At 76.3% G+C, this 19,422-nt stretch carries 8 protein-coding genes and 1 pseudogene; 1 reads left to right on the top strand and 8 read right to left on the bottom strand.

The genetic code is table 11. The features are described 5' to 3' along the window. Positions 1-423: pseudogene (locus C229_RS31065) on the bottom strand (DNA-directed RNA polymerase subunit beta); the annotation flags it as partial. A 303-nt stretch (positions 424-726) separates the two neighbouring features. On the opposite strand from C229_RS31065, the gene C229_RS0118770 reads away from it, so the two are divergent. Further along, the gene (locus C229_RS0118770; RefSeq protein ID WP_018656640.1) at positions 727-1,107 is read left to right on the top strand and encodes a VOC family protein; all 381 of its coding nucleotides are present in this window, start codon (positions 727-729) and stop codon (positions 1,105-1,107) included. A gap of 5 nt (positions 1,108-1,112) precedes the next feature. Here C229_RS0118770 and C229_RS0118775 read toward each other — a convergent pair whose 3' ends face one another. From C229_RS0118775 to C229_RS35455, 7 genes are all read right to left on the bottom strand, one after another. Beyond that, on the bottom strand, positions 1,113-1,715 hold the full coding sequence (locus C229_RS0118775; RefSeq protein ID WP_018656641.1) for a TetR/AcrR family transcriptional regulator: 603 nt from the start codon (positions 1,713-1,715) through the stop codon (positions 1,113-1,115). 239 nt (positions 1,716-1,954) lie between these two features. Then, positions 1,955-2,326 (bottom strand): lipocalin-like domain-containing protein, encoded by a 372-nt coding sequence (locus C229_RS0118780; protein WP_018656642.1) that lies wholly within the window; start codon positions 2,324-2,326, stop codon positions 1,955-1,957. After that, positions 2,327-2,944 carry an NAD(P)H:quinone oxidoreductase gene (gene wrbA, locus C229_RS0118785; RefSeq protein ID WP_018656643.1) on the bottom strand — a complete coding sequence of 206 codons (618 nt, stop codon included), beginning with the start codon at positions 2,942-2,944 and terminating at the stop codon, positions 2,327-2,329. It lies immediately after the preceding gene. 94 nt (positions 2,945-3,038) lie between these two features. Next, the gene (locus tag C229_RS0118790; RefSeq protein ID WP_018656644.1) at positions 3,039-4,451 is read right to left on the bottom strand and encodes a methyltransferase; all 1,413 of its coding nucleotides are present in this window, start codon (positions 4,449-4,451) and stop codon (positions 3,039-3,041) included. Between the two features lie 20 nt (positions 4,452-4,471). Continuing rightward, a complete protein-coding gene (gene mhpA, locus C229_RS0118795; protein WP_018656645.1) occupies positions 4,472-6,052 on the bottom strand; it encodes a bifunctional 3-(3-hydroxy-phenyl)propionate/3-hydroxycinnamic acid hydroxylase MhpA in 1,581 nt (526 codons plus the stop codon). Then, positions 6,049-6,831: an arylamine N-acetyltransferase family protein gene (locus C229_RS0118800; protein ID WP_018656646.1), complete on the bottom strand. Its 783-nt coding sequence runs from the start codon at positions 6,829-6,831 to the stop codon at positions 6,049-6,051. The genes mhpA and C229_RS0118800 overlap by 4 nt, the downstream gene beginning before the upstream one ends. A gap of 1 nt (position 6,832) precedes the next feature. Beyond that, the gene (locus C229_RS35455; protein ID WP_018656647.1) at positions 6,833-19,354 is read right to left on the bottom strand and encodes a type I polyketide synthase; all 12,522 of its coding nucleotides are present in this window, start codon (positions 19,352-19,354) and stop codon (positions 6,833-6,835) included. Positions 19,355-19,422 lie beyond the last annotated feature (68 nt).

Raw genomic sequence — 19,422 nt, forward strand, 5'->3', positions numbered from 1 at the left:
GGTCATGAGCGGGAAGTCGCCCATGAACACCGTCTGGCTCTTGATCTCACCGGTGGTGTTGTTGATGAACTCCGCCGTGACGAACATCGGAGCGGAGAACGTCATGTCCTTGTCCTTGCACTCCTCCACGGAGTACTTCGGCGGCTCGAACCGGTGATCCCGGAAGGACAACGACATGGTTCCGGAGAAGTCCTCGATGGGACTGATCTCCTCGAAGATCTCGTCCAGACCCGACTGGGCGGGGACGCTCCGGTCCCCGTTCTCGCGGGCGGCCGCGACGCGGGACCGCCATCGCTCGTTGCCCAGCAGCCAGTCGAACGAGTCGGTCTGGACGGCGAGGAGGTCGGGGACTTCGAGCGGCTCCTGAAGACGGGCGAAGGAGACGCGGCGGGAAGCGGAGGAGGCGTTCGAGACGGCCAACAGATGTCCTTCCGAGGGATCGCGGCGGACTGACGACACGCGCGCCGGACGACATCACCGCCAACGGAAGGGAGAGAGTCGAGGGCAGGCGCAAGAGAGCAGCATAGAGCAGAACGCAGAGAAATGCCCACACCTATTTGCAGTGTCAACCTCGATCCCGCAATCAGAATCACACACCGACCGGGAAACCGTCAAGCCGCACCTCGGAAACCTCGGAGAAACGGACGGGCGGTCCCCACCGGCGACGCGCGCATCCCCGCGCCGTCGCCCACACTGGAGGTCCGGCGAAGTTCTGGAGGTCGCACCATGACGGTCGAGCTGAACCACACCATCGTGCAGTCGCCCGACAAGCGCGAGTCCGCCGAGTTCCTGGCGCACGTCCTGGGGCTGGACGCCGGAGCCGACTGGGGGCCGTTCGTCCCCGTCGTCACCGGCAACGGCGTCACGCTCGACTTCGCGACGGCCCCGCGCGGGACGATCGTCCCGCAGCACTACGCGTTCCTCATCTCCGAAGAGGAGTTCGACGCGGCGTTCCAGCGCCTCCGGGACGCCGGGGTCACGCACTACGCCGACCCCCATTTCCGGCGCCCGAACGAGATCAACCGCAACGACGGCGGCCGGGGCGTCTACTTCCGCGACCCGGGCGGTCACGCCATGGAGATCATCACCCGCCCCTACGGCGGCTGAGCCGGTCAGAGGAGGGTCAGCAGGTCGTTCACGCCGGACTTGATCTCGTCGGCGGTGCGGTGCTGGTGGCGGCGCTGGAAGACGACGAGGCCGGGGGTGACGGCGGCCAGCAGCGCGTCGGCCAGGTAGTGGACGTCGGCGCCGGGGCGCAGGGACGTCAGGAGCATGACCGTGTGCAGGCGGCGGGCGGAGTGGTGGCCGTTGCCGTAGCGCTGGCCGGGGGTGGTGTTCTCGGTCATGAGCAGCAGGTCGGGGTGGGCCTCGACGCGGTCGACGAGGGCGTGCAGGAAGGCGCGCAGCCGGTCGGCGGGCGGGGCGCCGGGGCCGAGCGGCGGCGGGCCGTGCAGGAACGCCTCCTGGAAACGCAGTTCGGTGTCGTCCAGGAGGGAGAGCAGCAGCCCGGCGCGGTCGCCGAACCGGCGGTAGACGGTGCCGACGCCGACCTCGGCGGCGTGCGCGACCTCGGCCAGCGACAGCGCCTCGGCGCCGTCCTCCGCGAGCATCCGCGCGGCCACTTCGAGGATCTTGCGGCGGTTCCGGACGGCGTCGGCGCGTTCGGCGGGCCGCTGCCCGACCACCGGCAGAACACCGCCCGACCGGCTCGCCATCGCGCCTCCTCCACCCCGCTTCCACCCGAAGTCTAACCGGCCCCACCTCGCCCGCTCCCGCACGGCGGGAGCGGGCGAAGCGGGTTCACCCAGGCGACCTCGACCCCCGCGCGGACGCGTTAACTGCCCGGCGAGGCCAAGCCGGAGGCGAGCCTCGTCGGGCAGATCGCGAAGCGATGCCGCGTCCGCAAAGTCCTGGTTAGGCCGCGAGCCCCCGGCGAGCGGCCGTAGGCCGGGACTCATGAACGCAGCCAGGTGAGGGTGGCTCGGAAGGGGGTGCCGTCGATGGTGTCGTGGCGGGTCAGGACGAGGCGGTCGCCGTCCAGGTCGACGTCGCGGTGCTGGTCGCCGCCCGCCCAGGACGGGTCGGACGAGACCGCCACCGTGTGCGTGACCCGGCCGCCGTCCGGCGAGGGCGCCCACGTCCCGGCGTAGCCGATGTAGCCCGCGCCCTCGGCCGGGTCGCGCATGAGGTGGACGGACATGTACCCGTCCTCCCCGTAGTACAGCGAGCCGCGCGGCCGGGCGCCGAGCGGCCCGTCGCGGGGCGTCCCCGCCGGGTCGTGCTCGACCATCGCGACGAGCCGCCAGTGCCCGGCCAGGCCGCCCATCTAGACGGGCGCGCCCGCGCGCAGCCGGGCGGTGATCTCGGCCAGGTAGCGGCCCTGGAAGTGCGCGGCGGCCAGCGCCTTCTCGTCGGGGACGTCGCCCGCCGCCTTCGTCGGGTGCGAGACGCCGTAGGGGTTGCCGTAGGCGTCGGGGACGCTGGTGTCGTTGTAGCCGGGCGGAACGATGACCGAGCCCCAGTGGAACGCCTGGAGGTACAGGGCGATCAAGGTGGCCTCGCTGCCGCCGTGCAGGTTGATCGTGCTGGTGAAGCCGGTGAACGGCTTGCTGGTGAACGTGCCGTCGAGCCAGAGCTGGCCGGTGGTGTCGAGGAACTGCTTGAGCTGCGCGGCGACGTTGCCGAAGCGGGTGGGGGTGCCGAAGGCGTAGCCGTCGGCCCAGCGCAGGTCGTCGTGGTCGGCGACGGGCACCTCGGCGTGCGTCTCCTCGACGTGCGCGCGCCAGGCCGGGTTGGCGTCGATGGCCTCCTGCGGCGCCAGTTCGGCGACGCGGCGGACGCGCACCTGCGCGCCTGCCTTCTCGGCGCCCTCGGCGACCGCGTGGGCGAGGCCGTGCACGCTCCCGGTGGACGAGTAGTAGATGACGGCGATCTTCACGGACATCGTGGGGTTCCTTGTCTGACGGGGGCGGCACGGCTTAACGGAAAGATTCCGCTTAGGGTCGAGCGTACGCACGCGGACGACGGGGCGGCAACCCCTATACGGAATCATTCCGCTTGGGCTTGGTCGCGGTGACGAGCCGGTCGAACCCCGACAGCGCCCGCACCTCGACGCCGTCGAAGCCCGCGTCCCGCAGCCAGCCCGTCACCTCGCCCGCCGTGTAGCTCGGTCCGCCGCGCTGGTCCACGAGCATGTGCAGGCTGACCAGCAGCCCGGCGGCGCTGGCGGCGTCGCGGGCGTCCTCGACGAGCGTGTCCACGACGAGGACGGTGCCGCCCTCGGGCAGCGCGTCGAACGCGCGGGCGAGCAGCAGGCGGCGGACGTCCTCGTCCCAGTCGATGAGGACGTGCGCGAGCAGCACGGCGTCCGCCGCCGGGAACGGGTCGGTGCGGAAGTCGCCGCCGGCGAACCGCAGCCGCCCGGCGGTGCCGTAGCGGGCCACCGTGCGGTCGAAGCCGGGCTCGGCGGTGGGCAGGTCGAAGCCGGTTCCGGCCAGGTGCGGGTGGGCCGTCAGGACGCGGGACAGCAGCGCGCCGTCCGCGCAGCCGACGTCGGTGACGGTCGCGAAGCCGCGCCACAGGTCCAGCCCGGCCAGCGCGGCGCGCAGGGCCGTGGACGCGCCCGCCATGGCGCGCTGGAAGCCTTCGGTCACGCCGGGGTCGGCGTGGATGGCGTCGTAGGGGGCGGCGCCGCCGTACGACTGGGACTCCCCCGTCCGCAGCGCCTCGGGAAGCCTGCCCCACGACCAGTACCAGTGGCTTCCGACGTAGGCGAACAGGCCGCCGAGGTAGGGGTCGGCGTCCGGGTCGGCCAGGTAGCGGGCGGTGACGGGCGTGGTGCCGTACCGGCCGTCCGCGCGGGCGAGCAGGCCGAGCGCGGCGAGGGCGTCGAGGAAGTCGGCGGCGCCGCGCGGGTGCAGGCCGGTGCGGGCGGCCAGCTCGGCGGCGGGCAGCGGCCCGTCCGCGAGGGCGGGGAAGACGCCGAGGTCGACGGCCGAGCGCAGGAGCTGCGAGAGCATGAAGTCGGTGGACAGCCCGCGCAGCCCGTCTCCGCCGTCGGCGGCGAGCACGTCCCGCGCGGGCGCCGTCGAGTGACGCCCGGCGACCTCGACGGCCCGTCCGTCCGCGAACCGCCACACATCGACGAACGGTGCGCTGCCGGACGTCCCGGTCAGCGCGCCCCGGACGGCGGCGGTGCCGAACACGACGATCTGCTCGTCGCCCGCGACGGTCTCGTCCACTTCGGGCCGGACGTCCAGCACCTCCCGTGCGCGGGCGAGCAGCGCGCCGATCTCGCCCGGCCCCTTGACGACGCCGCTCAGCCCGGCGTCCTCCAGCCCCGGCGGCGCGCTCCACACCGCCTCGTCGCCGAACACCGCGACGGCGGCGTCCAGGTCGCCCCTCCCCCACGCCGCGTAGAACTCCCGGACCGCGTCCGTCTCGTGCGCCATGCCGTTCCCTTTCGCCGTGCTCAACTGACCGGTGCCGTCTCGGACGAGGCCGCGCGGGCGGTGAGCCGGTCGCGCAGGTCGTCCAGGAGCGCGGCGACGTCGTGGGGACCGGTGGCCGCGCCGAAGACGTAGAAGTCGGGGCGGACCAGGACGGCCCGCGCGTTGTGGCCCGCGAGGAAGGGCAGCAGCACGTCCTGCGTGTCGACCACCGCCGCCGGGCTCGGCCCGCGCGAACCGGGCGGGACCACGTGGACGATCCGGCCGCCCAGAGCGGCCAGGAGGGCGTGATGGGCCGGTTCCAGCAGGTGGTCCGGGGGGACGGCGGTGAGCAGGACGAAGCCGGTGCCCGCGACGTCGTCCAGGCGGGCGGTGCGGTCGCCCTCGCGCACGACCGGGTTGGGGGCGAGGTCGCCCGCCGCCGCGTCCGCGTGCAGGAGACCGCCGTGCAGGCGCTGCACCTCCAGGACCGGGCCGTCGTCGCCGTCCTTGGCGGCGAGCAGGGCGGCGTCGCGGGCGGCGGCGGCCACCGGGTCGGGCTCGCAGATGACCTTGCCCAGCTCGACCGACCGGTCGATGGCGGCCTGGACGTGCGCGCGCCGCTCCTCGGTGTAGGTGTCGAGCACGCCGGGACCGGCCAGCCCGTCCTGGACGAGGTTGAGCTTCCACGCCAGGTTGCGCGCGTCGCGGAAGCCCGAGCAGAGGCCCTGCCCGGCGAACGGCGGCATGAGGTGCGCGGCGTCCCCGGCGAGCAGGACGCGGCCCGTCCGCCACCGCGCGGCGTGCCCGGCGAGGAACGTGTAGACGGCGTGCCGGTCGAGCGTCACGTCGGCGCGCGACTCGCCGCCCAGTTCCAGCAGCCGCCACGCGGCCTCGGGCGTGTTCAGCTCGTCCAGGGTCTCCCCCGCGACCCGCATGAACTCCCAGCGGCGGTGCCCGGGACCGGCCGCGACGGACGTGCGCGGACGGGCGGGGTCGCAGATCTGGAGGTTGTCGGGGTCGTAGGGCCGGTCGCTGGTGATGTCGCAGATCAGCCAGTCGTGGCTGAACCCGCGCTCCTCGAACGGGACGCCGAGCGCGCGGCGGACGACGCTGTTGGCGCCGTCGCAGCCGACCGCCCAGGCGGCGCGGACGTGCAGCGGCGCCCCGTCGGGCCCGGTCGCGGTGACGGTCGCGGCGTCGCCGTGGTCCTGAACGGCGGTGACCTCGGCGCCGCGCAGCACCGTCAGGCCCGGCAGTTCCGCGCCGCGCGCGATGAGCGCGTCCTCCAGCCCCGGCTGGTACATGGACGTGACGCCGGGCCAGCCCTGCGGCCCGATCTCGTGCAGGCCGGTGAACGCGAGCAGTTCGACGCCGTCCTGGTTGCGCCACACATAGTCGCCGAGCGGGCGGCCGTGCGGGCCGAGCGACGGGTCGATGCCCGTGGTGGCGAGGATGCGGGCGGACTCGGCGTCGTAGGCGACCGCGCGCGGCAGCGGGTACGGGTCCGCCCAGCGCTCCAGGACGACGACCTCCCGCCCCGCCTGCGCGAGCAGCACCGCGAGGACCTGCCCCACCGGCCCGTACCCGACGATCACGATCTCCGTCTCCCGCACGCCGGTCATCCGGCCTCCCCTTCCCGGATGTCGCGGACGGCCGCCGCCAGGTCGTCGGCGGCGACCAGGACGCGGGTGCGCTGCGCGCCCGCGTCCACGGTGGTGAGCAGGCGGCCGATCAGCACCCGCTGCCCGCTCCCGGTCGCGCGCGACCGCATGACCGAGCCGGGTTCGAGCAGGTCGCCGTCCGGGGTGCAGCCCGCGCCGCCGACGCCCGCGTACCAGTCCGCGAAGCGGCGGGGGCGGTCGGTGAAGCGGTAGAGGGGCTGCCAGTCGCCGTCCCTGGGGCGGCGCTCCACGACGTGGCGGCCGGCGGCGTCGCGGGGGACGCGGTAGGCGACGCCGTACTGCTCGACCTCGTCGGGGGCCGCCCGGAGCGGTTCGATGAAGCCGGGTCCGGCGAAGCCGACGTCCGCGAGCCACAGGTCGGCGCCGAACCGGACGCCGACGAGCATGTGGGCGTCGGCGGTGCTGAACCGCCCGTCGGGCTCGCGGAGGGCGGCGCCGAGCAGGTGCGCGTCGAAGCCGAGATCGAGCAGCAGCCGGTGGAACGACCCGGCGAGTTCCAGGCAGTTCCCGCCGCGCCCGTCCCGGACGATCCGGTCGAAGTCGGCGTCCAGGTCGATGTCGGCGGCGACCAGTCCGGCGCGCCCGCTCCCGACCCAGTGCGCGTTGTCGTAGGGCAGCCGCCGGACGTGCCGCAGGTGCAGCCGCCGCAGCGCCTCCACGTCCGGTTTCTCCGGCGCGGTCAGGCCGAGGGCCGCCAGGTAGGCGGCGGGGTCGAACATGTCAGTGCGCTCCTTCCGTCGGGTCGAGGCGTTCGGCGAGGTGGTCCGCGAGCATGGCGGGGGTGACGTGGTCGAAGACGACGGTGGGGCTGAGCTTGGCGCCGGTGCGGGTGCTGAGGCGGTTGCGGAGTTCGGTGGCGCGGATCGAGGTGAAGCCGACGTCGAAGAAGACCGTGTCGGGGGTGAGGGGGTCCGGGGAGCCGAGCGTGGCGGCGGCCTCGGCGGCGACCAGGTCGCGCAGGGCGGTCAGGCGTTCCTCCGGGGCGAGGTCGTCGAGGGTGTCGGCGGGTTCGTCGGCGGGGGCGGGCGGGGGTGCTCCCTGGGCCGTCACCCGGGGCCAGTAGGGGCGGTGCTGGAAGGCGTAGGTGGGCAGCGGGACCGGGCGCGCGTCCGGGAACAGGGCCGTCCAGTCGACGGTGACGCCCCGGACCCACAGCTCGGCGGCCGAGGCGAGCAGGCGGTCCGCGCCGCCGTCGTCGCGGCGCAGGGTGCCCGCGACGACGCCCGTGACGCCCGCGTCGTCCAGGACCTCCTGGATCGCCGGGGTCAGTACCGGATGGGCGCTGACCTCCAGGAACGCGCGGTGGCCCTCGGCGGCGAGCGCGGCGACGGCCTCGCCGAAGCGGACGCGTCCGCGCAGCGAGCGGTACCAGTACGCCGCGTCCAGCCCGGCGTCCCGCACGGGACGCACCTCGGCGGCCGAGAAGTACGGGACGCGCGGCGCCTCGGGGCGGAGGTCGCGGAGGGCGGCGGCCAGGTCGTCGCGGACGGCCTCGACCTGCGCGGTGTGCGAGGCGTAGTCGACGGGCAGCCGCCGGACCCGGACGCCGTCGGCGGCCAGCTCGCGTTCCAGCGCGTCCAGCGCTCCGGGCGCGCCGCCGACGACGGTCGCCGCCGGGCCGTTGACGACGGCGACCTCGACGCCGTGCCGGAGCCGCTCGGCGGTCTCGTCCTCGGGGAGGGCGACGGCGAGCATCCCGCCGCGTCCGGCCAGCGTGCGGGCGACGGCGCGGGCGCGCAGCGCGACGACCCGCGCGGCGTCGTCCAGGCTGAGCGCGCCCGCGACGTGCGCGGCGGCGATCTCGCCCTGCGAATGTCCCACGACGGCGGCGGGCACGACGCCCAGCGCCTCCCACACCGCCGCGAGCGCGACCATCACGGCGAACGACGCGGGCTGCACGACGTCCACGCGCTCCAGCGACGGCGCTCCGGGCGCGTCCCGCAGCACGTCGGTGAGCGACCATCCCGTCAGCGGCGCGAGCGCCCGTTCGCACTCGGCGATCTTGGCGGCGAACACGGGCGACGCGTCCAGCAGCGCCGCGCCCATCCCGGCCCACTGCGCGCCCTGCCCGGGGAACACCAGCACCGGCCCGGCCGCCGCGACCGCGACGCCCTCGACGAGCGCGGGGTGCGGAGCGCCGTCCCGCAGCGCGGCGAGCCCGTCGAGCAGCCCGGCCCGGTCACGTCCGACGACGACGGCCCGGTGCGCCAGCGGCGCCCGCGTCGCGGCCAGCGAGTACGCGAGATCGCCCGGCTCCGCCTCCACGAACCCGGACAGCCGCCCCGCCTGCGCCCGCAGTCCCCCGGCCGACCCCCCGGACACCACGAACGGCAGCGCCCCGGCGTCGGGCTCCGACCCGGCGACGTCACGCGCCGGGACGGCGCCACCTTGCGCGTCGGCCGACGCGGTGCCGGGCCGAGCGGGTTGCGCGCGCTCGCTCGGGGCGGCGGGTCCGGCGCCGGTGGCGGGGCCGGGGGGAACACCTCGTCGGCCGGGGGTGAAGACCGGTGTGGTGCCGGGCCGGGCGGGGCGCTCGGGCTCGGGCGGGGCGGGGGGCGGCTCCTCCAGAATGACGTGGGTGTTGGTGCCGCTGACGCCGAAGGCGGAGACGGCGGCGCGGCGGGGGCGGCCGTTCGCGGTCCAGGGGCGGTTCTCGGTGAGGAGCCGGACGGTGCCGCCGGACCAGTCGGCCTCGGGCGTCGGGGCGTCCACGTGCAGGGTGCGGGGCAGGACGCCGTGCCGCAGCGCCAGCAGCATCTTGATGACGCCCGCGACGCCGCCGGCGGCCTGGCTGTGCCCGATGTTCGACTTGATCGAGCCGAGCCACAGCGGGTGGTCCGGGTCGCGTTCGCGGCCGTAGACGTCCAGCAGCGCGCCGACCTCGATCGGGTCGCCCAGCGTGGTGCCGGTGCCGTGGCCCTCGACGGCGTCGACGTCGGCGGGCGTCAGGCCCGCGTCGGCGAGCGCGCGCCGGATCACGCCGCTCTGCGCGCTGCCGCTCGGCGCGGTGAGGCCGTTGGAGGCGCCGTCCTGGTTGAGCGCGGACCCGCGCAGGACGCCCAGGACGTCGTGCCCGGCGCGCCGCGCGTCCGACAGCCGCTCCAGGAGCAGCAGGCCGACGCCCTCCGACCACGCGGTGCCGTCGGCGGCGGCGGCGAACGCCTTGGCGCGCCCGTCCGGGGCCAGGCCGCGCTGGCGGGAGAAGTCGATGTAGTTGTCCATCGTGGACATGACCGTCGCGCCGCCCGCGATGGCGAGGTCGCACTCGCCGCGCCGCAGCGCGTGCGCGGCCAGGTGCAGCGCGACCAGCGACGACGAGCACGCCGTGTCCACGGTGATCGCCGGGCCGCTCAGCCCCAGCGTGTACGCGACCCGTCCGGACGCGACGCTCCCGGCCGTCCCGGTCAGGCGGTATCCCTCCAGCTCGGGCGGGGGCGGCGACAGCAGCTTGGTGTAGTCGTGGTGGATCACGCCGGTGAACACCCCGACCGGCGCGCCGCGCAGCCCGTGCGGGCTCAGGCCCGCGCGCTCCAGCAGCTCCCAGGTGACCTCCAGCAGCAACCGCTGCTGCGGGTCCATCGCGACGGCCTCGCGGGCGGAGATGCCGAAGAACTCGGCGTCGAAGCCCGTCGCGTCCACGAAGGAGCCCTTGCGCACGTAGTAGGTGCCGGGGCGGTCGGGGTCGGCGTCGTAGGCGTCGAGGTTCCAGCCGCGGTCGGTGGGCAGGTCGGTCATGGCGTCGACGCCGTCGTGGACGAGGCGCCAGAAGCCGTCCGGGTCGTCGGCGCCGCCGGGGTAGCGGCAGCCGATGGCGACGATCGCGATCGGGTCGTCGTCGTCCGGACGTGCCCGGACGACGACCGGGGCGGGCGCGGCGGCGGGCTCGTCGCCGGTGATCTCGGCGGCCAGGTGCGCGGCGAGGCGGGCGGGGGTCGGATGGTCGAAGACGGCGGTCGCGGGCAGCCGGAGGCCGGTGGGCCCGGCGAGCCGGTTGCGCAGCTCGACGGCGGTGAGCGAGTCGAACCCGGCCTCCTTGAACGTCCGGGCGGGTTCGACGGCGTCGGCTCCCTCGTGGCCGAGGACGGCGGCGGCGTTGCGGCGCACCAGGTCGAGCAGGACGCGGGTCCGCTCGGCCGGGGCGAGGCGGGCGTACTCGGACGTGGCGTCGGCCTCGGGCGGCGTGGCCTGCTCGCGCGACGGGGGGACGAGGGCGCGCAGCAGCGGGTGCGGCGGCTCGTCGGCGGCGCGCAACCCGGCCAGGTCGAGCGCAACCGGGACCGGGGCCGGGTGCGCGGCGGCCAGGCCCGCGTCCAGCAGGGCCAGACCGGTCGCGGTGGGCAGCGGCAGGACGCCGGAGCGGCGGTGCCGGGCGGCCGACGTCGCGTCGATCCGCGCCGTCAGCTCGCTCTCGGCCGCCCACCAGCCCCATGCCAGCGACACGGCGGGCAGGGCCCTCGCGCGCCGGACGTGCGCGAGCGCGTCGAGGTAGGCGTTCGCGGCGGCGTAGTTGCCCTGGCCCGGGTTGCCGAACGTGCCCGCCGCCGAGGAGAACAGGACGAACCAGGCGAGATCGGCGTCGCGGGTCAGCGCGTCCAGGTGGGCGGCGGCGTCGGCCTTGGCGGCGAGGACGGCGTCCAGGCGTTCGGGGGTCAGGGCCTCGATGACGCCGTCGTCGAGGACTCCGGCGGCGTGGATCACGGCGGTCAGCGGATGCGCGTCCGGGACGTCCGCGAGCACCCGCGCGACCTCGGCGCGGTGCGCCAGGTCGGCCGCGACGACCCGCACCCGCGCGCCGAGCCCTTCCAGCTCGGCGGCCAGCGCGTCCGCGCCCGGCGCCTGCGGCCCGCGCCGGCTGACGAGCAGCAGGTGCCGGGCGCCGTGCTCGGTCACCAGGTGCCGCGCGACGAGCCCGCCCAGCGTGCCGGTGCCCCCGGTGACGAGCACCGTCCCGTCGGGGTTCAGCGGCGCGCCGGACGCGGCGGCGGCGGGCAGCTCGGCCAGATGCGGTGTGTGCAGGCGGCCGTCGCGCAGGGCCAGTTGGGGTTCGTCGTCGGGCAGCGCCGGGAGCGGCGCGCCGGGGGCGTCGGTGTCGAGGAGGACGATGCGGCCCGGGTGCTCGGACTGGGCGGAGCGAACGAGACCCCAGACGGCGGCGGCGGCCGGGTCGGTGACATCACCGGGCCCGCGCGCGGCGACGGCACCGGCCGTGACCACGACGAGCCGGGCACCGGGCTCGCCCGCCAGACCATGCAGCGCGGCGAGGACGCGACCGGTGACCTCGCGCAACCGGTCCAGCCCGCCCGACGCCACGGCCGGGTCGCCTGACGCAGCCAAGACATCCGGCACGGCCGAGACATCCGGCATGGGCGGGACACTCAGCGCGGGCAGGACATCCGGCGTGAGAGGGCCATCCGGCGCGAGTGGGGCCTCCGGCACGACCGAGATACCCGGCGCGGCCGGGACATCCGGCGCGGCCGGGACATCCGGCACCGCCGAGACATCCGGCGTGAGCGGGATATCCGGCGTGAGCGGGTCATTCGGCGCGAGTGGGGCCTCCGGCACGACCGAGCTATCCGGCGCGTCCGGGATATTCGGCGCAGGCGGGACGCCTGGCACGGCCGAGACATCCGGCGCGGGCGGCGCATCCGGCCCGGGTGGGGCATCCGGCCTGGGCGGGGCATCCGGCGTGGGTGGGGTATCCGGCGTGGGTGGGATGCGGACGATGCGCAGGTCCGGGTCTGCCGTGCCGGAGGCCGGGCCGTGCGGGGTCCAGGTGAGGCCGTAGAGCGGGGGGCGGGTGTCGCGTTCGGGGCGTTCTGGGATGAGCCAGTAGTGCTCGTGCTGGAACGGGTAGGTCGGGAGGTCGACGGGGCGGGCGGGGAGGCCGTCGAAGAGGGTGGACCAGGTGACGGGGACGCCGCGGGTCCACAGGTGGGCGGCGGAGGCGAGGAGGCGGGCGGGGCCGCCGTCGTCGCGGCGGAGGGTGCCGGTGACGACGGCGGGGGTGCCGTCCAGGACCTCTTCGATCGCCGGGGTCAGGACGGGGTGGCTGCCGCACTCGACGAAGACGCGGTGCCCGGCGTCGGCCAGCGCCGCGACGGCGTCGCCGAAACGGACGGGTTCGCGCAGGTTGCGGTACCAGTAGCCCGCGTCCAGCGCGGCGTCGGTGACCCAGCGCGCCTCGGACGTCGAGTAGAACGGCACCTTCGGCGCGGACGGGCGAATCCCGCCCAGATCGCGCATCAGGTCGCCCTCGATGGCGGCGACATGCGAAGTATGCGACGCATAGTCGACGGGCAACCGCCGCGCCCGCACCCCCGCGGCCTCGTAGGAGGCCGACAGCGCCTCGATCGCCTCGGGCGCCCCGGCCACCACGGTCGCGGACGGCCCGTTGACGACCGCGACCTCGACCCCGTCCGGCAACGCCGAGGCCGCACCGTCCAGCGCACCCGGGATGACCGCGCCGGGCAACCCTGGCGCGCCGTCCAGCGAGGCCGAGGTGACCCTGCCCGGCGAGGCCGCGCCGTCCAGCGCGCCCGGGATGACCCTGCCGGGCGACCCTGCCGCGCCGTCTGGCGGGTCGGGGGACAGGTGGGCGGCGGGGAGGGAGACCGCGAGCATGGCGCCGTGCCCGGCCAGTGTGCGGGCGATGGCCTGGGCGCGGAGGGCGACGACGCGGGCGGCGTCCTCCAGGGTCAGCGCGCCCGCCACGCAGGCCGCCGCGATCTCGCCCTGCGAGTGGCCCAGCACGGCGGCGGGCGCCACGCCCAGGGACTCCCACACCGCCGCGAGCGCCACCATCACCGCGAAGGACACGGGCTGGACGACGTCCACCCGGTCCAGCGACGGCGCCCCGGGCACCCGGCGGACGACGTCGAGCGCCGACCAGTCCACGACCTCGGCCACCGCGGCGTCGGCGGCCGCGAACCGCGCGGCGAACACCGGCGAGGCGTCCAGCAGTTCCGCGCCCATCCCGGCCCACTGCGCCCCCTGCCCGGGGAACACCAGCACCGGCCCGGACACCGGCGCGGCCTCTCCGGTGACGAGTCCCGGCACGTCGTCCGCGCCGTCCGCGAACGCCCGCAGCGCCGCGTCCGCCTGCTCCGGCCCGCTCACCGCGAGCACGGCCCGATGCTCCAACCGCGCACGCGCCGTCACCAGCGCGTGCGCCACGTCGACCGCACGCGACGACCCCGACGACGGGTCACCGATGAGATCCGCCAGACGGCCCGCCTGGGCGCGCAGCGCGGCGGGGTCGCGGGCCGAGAGGACCCACGGGAACACCGACGGCGCCTCGGCGGGTTCGTCCTCGGCCGCGGCCTCGGCGGGGGCCTCTTCGAGGATCACGTGCGCGTTCGTGCCGCTCACGCCGAACGACGAGACCGCCGCGCGGGCCGGGCGGTCCGCCTCCGGCCACGGCCGCGCCTCGGTGAGCAGTTCCACCGCGCCCGACGCCCAGTCGATCCGGCCGCTCGGTGCGTCCACGTGCAGCGTGCGGGGCAGGACGCCGTGCCGCAGCGCCTGGATCGTCTTGATGACGCCCGCCACGCCGGCGGCGGCCTGCGCGTGCCCGAGGTTGGACTTGAGCGAGCCCAGCCACAGCGGACGGTCCGCCGGACGGCCCTGACCGTAGGTGGCGAGCAGCGCGCCCGCCTCGATCGGGTCTCCGAGCGCGGTGCCGGTGCCGTGCGCCTCGACGGCGTCCACGTCGGCGGGGGTGAGGCCCGCGTCAGCGAGGGCGCGGCGGATGACGCGCTCCTGCGCGGGGCCGCTCGGCGCGGTCAGGCCGTTGGACGCGCCGTCCTGGTTCACGGCCGACCCGCGCAGCACCGCCAGGACGCGGCGGCCCGCGCGGCGCGCGTCCGACAGGCGTTGCAGCAGCACGACGCCGACGCCCTCCGACCACGCGGTGCCGTCCGCGCCGTCCGCGAACGCGCGGCACCGCCCGTCGGGCGACAGGGCGCGCTGCCGGGAGAACTCCACGAACGAGTCGGGACGCGACATCACGGCCACCCCGCCCGCGATGGCGAGGTCGCATTCGCCCGCGCGCAGCGCCCGCGCCGCCAGGTGCAGCGCGACGAGCGACGACGAGCACGCCGTGTCCACCGTCAGCGCCGGGCCGCGCAGCCCGAGCGTGTACGCGATCCGGCCGGACGCGACGGCGCCCGACGCGCCCGTCCCCCGGTAGCCCTCCAGCTCGGCGGGCACCTCGCCGCCGGTCCCGTAGTCGTGGTACATGACGCCCGCGTAGACGCCGACGTCGGTGTCGCGGACCGACGCCGGGTCGAGGCCCGCGCGTTCCAGCACCTCCCACGACGTCTCCAGCAGCAGCCGCTGCTGCGGGTCCATGGCGAGGGCCTCGCGCGGCGAGATGCCGAAGAACGCGGCGTCGAACCCGCCCGCGTCGTCGAGGAAGCCGCCCTCGCGGACGTAGGAGCGGCCGGGGGTGCCGGGCTCGGGGTCGTAGAGGGCGGCCAGGTCCCAGCCCCGGTCGGCGGGGAAGGGGCCGATGGCGTCACCGTCCTCGGTGACGAACCGCCACAGGTCCTCCGGGGACGTGATGCCGCCGGGGAGTCGGCAGGCCATGCCGACGACGGCGATCGGGTCGCCCGGGTCGGCGGGGTCGGCGGGGTCGGCGGCGGGTGCGGCGTCCTCCGGCTTCGCGCCGAACAGCAGCCCGGCCAGGTGGCGGGCGACCGCGTCCGGCGTCGGGTGGTCGAACGCCAGCGTGACCGGCAGCCGCAGCCCCGTGGCGCGGACCAGCCGCTCCCGCAGCGCGACGGCCGACGCCGACGTGAGCCCGAGGTCGCGGAACGCGGTGCCGGTCCGTACCTCGCCGCCCTCGGGCAGCTCGTGGAGCGCGGCGACCTCGTCCCGGACGATCCCCGCCAGCGCCTCCTCGCGCGCCGCCTCGGTCTCGCCTCGCAGCCGCCCGCGCAGCGCGTCGGTCACGGCGGAGTCCGGCACGGCGTCCCCGTCCGGGGCACCTTCCCGGACGTATCCGCCCGTCCCGACCAGATCACGCAGCGGCGCCGGTACGGGACCATCCGAACGAAAACCCTCCCCGCCCGCCTCGGCGCCACGATCGACCCCGGCACCCGAGGCACGGCCGTCCCAATCCGTGGGCACCCCGGCCGTGTCCGTGCCGGGTCGGCCCGCGTCCGTGCCGGGTCGGCCCGCAGGCGTGGCGGGTCGAATCGCGTCCGGGGCGGGTCGGCCCGCGACCGGGGCAGGTCGGACCGCGACCGGGGCGGGTCGGACCGCGTCCGAGGCGGGTCGGACCGCGTCCAAGGCGGGTCGGCTCGCGTCCAAGGCGGGTCGAATCGCCTCCGACGCGGGTCGAGTCACATCCGTGGCGGGTCGGCCCGTGGGCGTGGCGGGGCGAATCGCCTCCGAGGCGGGGCGAATCGCCTCCGAGGCGGGGCGAATCGCCTCCGAGGCGGGGCGAATCGCCTCCGAGGCGGGGCGGACCGGGTCCGAGGCGGGGCGGACCGGGTCCGAGGCGGGGCGGACCGGGTGTGGGGTCGGGGTCGGGTCGGGGCGTAGGGCGTAGGTCACCGGGTGCGGTGCGTGCAGGGCGGCGTCCAAGGCCGTGGTGCGGTCGGCCGGGGTGAGGGGGGCGAGGTGGGGGATGGTGTCCGGTTTGTCCGGGCCGGTGCCGAGGAAGGTCGCCGGGAGGCCGTGGGACGCGCGCAGGCGGGCCAGGGCCTCCAGGGCCGCCGCGCCCGCCGCCGCGGCGGCGTCGCCCGGGGTGCCGAGGACGCCCGCGAGCGAGGCGATCAGGACGAAGGACGTCACGGTGTCGCCGGTCAGCTCGTGCAGGTTCCAGGCGGCGTCTACGACGGCGGACGGCCGGGCGTCGTCGCCGGCGACATGGACGACGGCGGACGGACGGTGGGCGGCGTCGGCGAACAGGGAGGCGAGCGCGGCGCGGTCGGCGGCGTCGCAGGCGGCGAGCACCACGTCGGCGCCGCGCTCGGTCAGCTCGTCGCGGAGCCCCGCAGCCCCCGCGTCGGCGCCCCCCAGGTCGCAGACCAGCACGAACCGCCGCACCCCGTGCGCCGCGAGGAGATGCCGCGCCACGGCACCGCCACGCACCCCGCCCGCACCCGTGATCAGGACGACACCGTGCCCCCCGACCGACCCGTCGCGCGCGGAACCCGCACCGTCGGGAACGAACGCGGGCCGCAGCGCGGCACCCTCACCCACCTCGACCTGCCGCCCTTCGGGGGCGGTGTCCGCGTGCAGATCGGCGCTCTGCCCCCTGACCGCCCTGTCGCGCGCGGAACCGGCGCCGTCCTGGACCAGGGTGGGACGCAGCACGGCACCCTCGCCCACCCCGACCTGCGGTCCCCCGGGGGCGATGTCCGCGAGCGGACCAGCACCCTGCCCCCCGAACGACCCGGCGCGGGCGGAACCCGCGCCGTCCCGGACCAGGGTGGGACGCAGCGCGACGCCGTGGCGTACCGCGATCTGCGGCTCCCCGGAGGCGACGGCCGCGAGCAGACCGGCGGCGTCCGGGTCGCCGCCGGGATCGAGGTCGACGAGCCGGACGCGACCCAACGCCGTGAGCTGAAGGTGCCGCAGGGCGCCCCAGACGGCGGCCCCCACCGGATCGGGCGCCGCATCGGCCACCGCCCCCCGCGTCACGACGACGACGGCGGCGGACGTGGCCGCGAGCCGGGCGGCGACCTCGGCCGCCAGGTCGGCGGCGTCCGGAACGGCGCGACCGGGCTCGCCACCGCGCGGAGCGAAGAACAGGACGACGCCCCCGCCCGCCGCCTCGACGGCGGAAGCGAGCGAACCGTACCGAGCCACCCCCGACCCCACCACGCCGTACGGATCACCCCCGGCGAGCACCACGACGTCCGCGCCCTCACCGCCGGACCCACCGGCGAGCCGACCCCCCACGACGGGAGCCACCACGCCGTGCGGATCGACGGCTGTGGGCTCGGCGTCCGCGCCCTCGGCGCCGGACGCACCGGTGAGCCGCCCGGCCACGGCCGGAGCCGCCACGTCGTGCTGATCGGGTTCACCGTGCGGATCGGCGGCTGCGGGCTCGGCGCCGGGCGCGCCGGTGAGCCGATCCGCCACGGCGGGGGCCACCACGCCGTACTGATCGGGCACACCATGCGGAACGGCGTCCGCGCCCTCAGCGCCGGACCCACCGGCGAGCCGCCCGGCCACGGCCGGAGCCGCCACGTCGTGCTGATCGGGTTCACCGTGCGGATCGGCGGCTGCGGGCTCGGCGCCGGGCGCGCCGGTGAGCCGATCCGCCACGGCGGGGGCCACCACGCCGTACTGATCGGGCACACCATGCGGAACGGCGTCCGCGCCCTCAGCGCCGGACCCACCGGCGAGCCGCCCGGCCACGGCCGGAGCCGCCACGTCGTGCTGATCGGGCACACCGTGCGAATCGGCGGCTGCGCCCTCAGCGCCGGGCGCGCCGGTGAGCCGATCCGCCACGGCGGGGGCCACCACGCCGTACTGATCGGGCACACCGTGCGAATCGGCGGCTGCGCCCTCAGCGCCGGACGCACCGGTGAGCCGATCCGCCACGGCGGGAGCCGCCACGTCGTGCTGATCGGGTTCAGCGTGCGGGTCGGCGGCTGTGGGCTCGGTGTCCGTGCTCTCGATGGGGGTCCAGGTGAGGCGGTGTAGGAGGCCGGGGCGGGTCGAGGCGACGGCGCGGAGGCGGGCCGGGTGGGAGAGGAGGGCGAGGCGGCGGGGCTTGCCGGACGGGGTGCGGGGCACCTCGTCGATCTCGTAGATCTCCTCGGGCACCTTGTAGGCCGAGAGGTGTTCCCGGCAGGCCGCCAGCAGCGCATGCGGGTCGAAACCGGACGGTTCGGGCACCGCGTACGCGACGGGGACCTCGCCCAGCACGTCGTGCGGGCGGCCCGTGACGGCGACGTCCGCGACGCCCGGAACCGTGCGCAGCACCGCCTCGACCTCGCCGGGGTGGATGTTCTCGCCGCCCCGGATGATCAGTTCGCTGATGCGGCCGGTGACGGTGAAGAAGCCGTCCGCGTCGCGGCGGGCGAGGTCGCCGGTGCGGTACCAGCCGTCGCGCAGCGCCGCCGCCGTCTCCTTCGGCCGGTCGTGGTAGCCGAGCATGACGCTCGGGCCGCGCACCCACACCTCGCCCTCGGCGTCCGGGCCCGCGTCCGCGCCGGTGTCGGGGTCGACGAGCCGCACCCCGAGCCCCGGGACGGGCAGCCCGCACGACCCCTCGACCCGCGCCCCGGTCGGCCAGTTGACGGTGATGGCGCCGCACGTCTCGGTGCTGCCGTAGGCGTCGAGCAGCGCGACGCCGAACGCGTCCTCGAACGACCGGCGCAGCTCGGCGGTCGTGACCGCCCCGCCGACGAGGCAGACCCGCAGGTCGGGCGCGGTCACGCCGCGCGTCCGGGCCGCCCGGACGAGCTGGTGGTACATCGCCGGGACGCCCGCCAGGAACGTGATCGACCGTTCCGGCAGCGCCTCCAGCACGTCGCCGGGCGCGAACCCGTCGAGCAGGTGGGCGCTCGCGCCGACGGCGGTGACGGCCAGCACGCACGCGATGTGCGACAGGCTGTGGAACAGCGGCAGCGGCCACAGCACCCGGTCGTCGCCGGTCAGCCCGGGGATCGGCGCGTAGCAGGCGGCGACCGACCACAGGCAGGACCGCTGCGACGACAGCACGCCCTTGGGGCGGCCGGTCGTCCCGGACGTGTAGAGCATCCACGCGGGGGCGTCGAGCGGGAGGTCGTCGCGGGCGGGCAGCCGGGGCTCGCTCCGCGCCAGCTCCTCGAACCGCAGCGCCCCGGCGGGGACGTCCCCGCCCCCCGCGACGACGAGCTTCGGCGCCGGTCCCGGCAGCGCGAACCCGGCGATCCGCTCGGCCAGCGGGGCCGTGGTCAGCACGACCGACGCCCCGCTGTCCGCGAGCAGGAACGCCAGCTCGGCGTCGGTCGCGCGCGGGTCGAGCGGCACTCCGATCCCGCCCGCCCGGACGACGGCCAGGTACGCCTCGACCATCTCGACCCGGTTGCCGAGCAGCAGCGCGGCCCGCTCCCCCGGCTGCAAACGGGGACCGCCCGGGTGCGCCGACAGGTGCCCGGCGAGGCGACCCGTCCGCCGTTCCAGGTCGGCGTAGGTGACGCCCCGCCGCGCGTCGGTGAACGCGACCTTGTCCCCGTGCCGCCGGGCGTGGGCCGTCAGGAGTTCGGGCAGCGGGCGGATCAGTTCCGTGCGCAGCATGGCGTCCTCTCGTCGGCACCGCCTTCCGTTCCTCAGTGTCGTTTCGGCGTTCCGGCGACGATCCCCAG

The organism is Actinomadura flavalba DSM 45200 (assembly GCF_000374305.1).
In the GTDB taxonomy this organism is placed as follows: Bacteria; Actinomycetota; Actinomycetes; order Streptosporangiales; family Streptosporangiaceae; genus Spirillospora; species Spirillospora flavalba.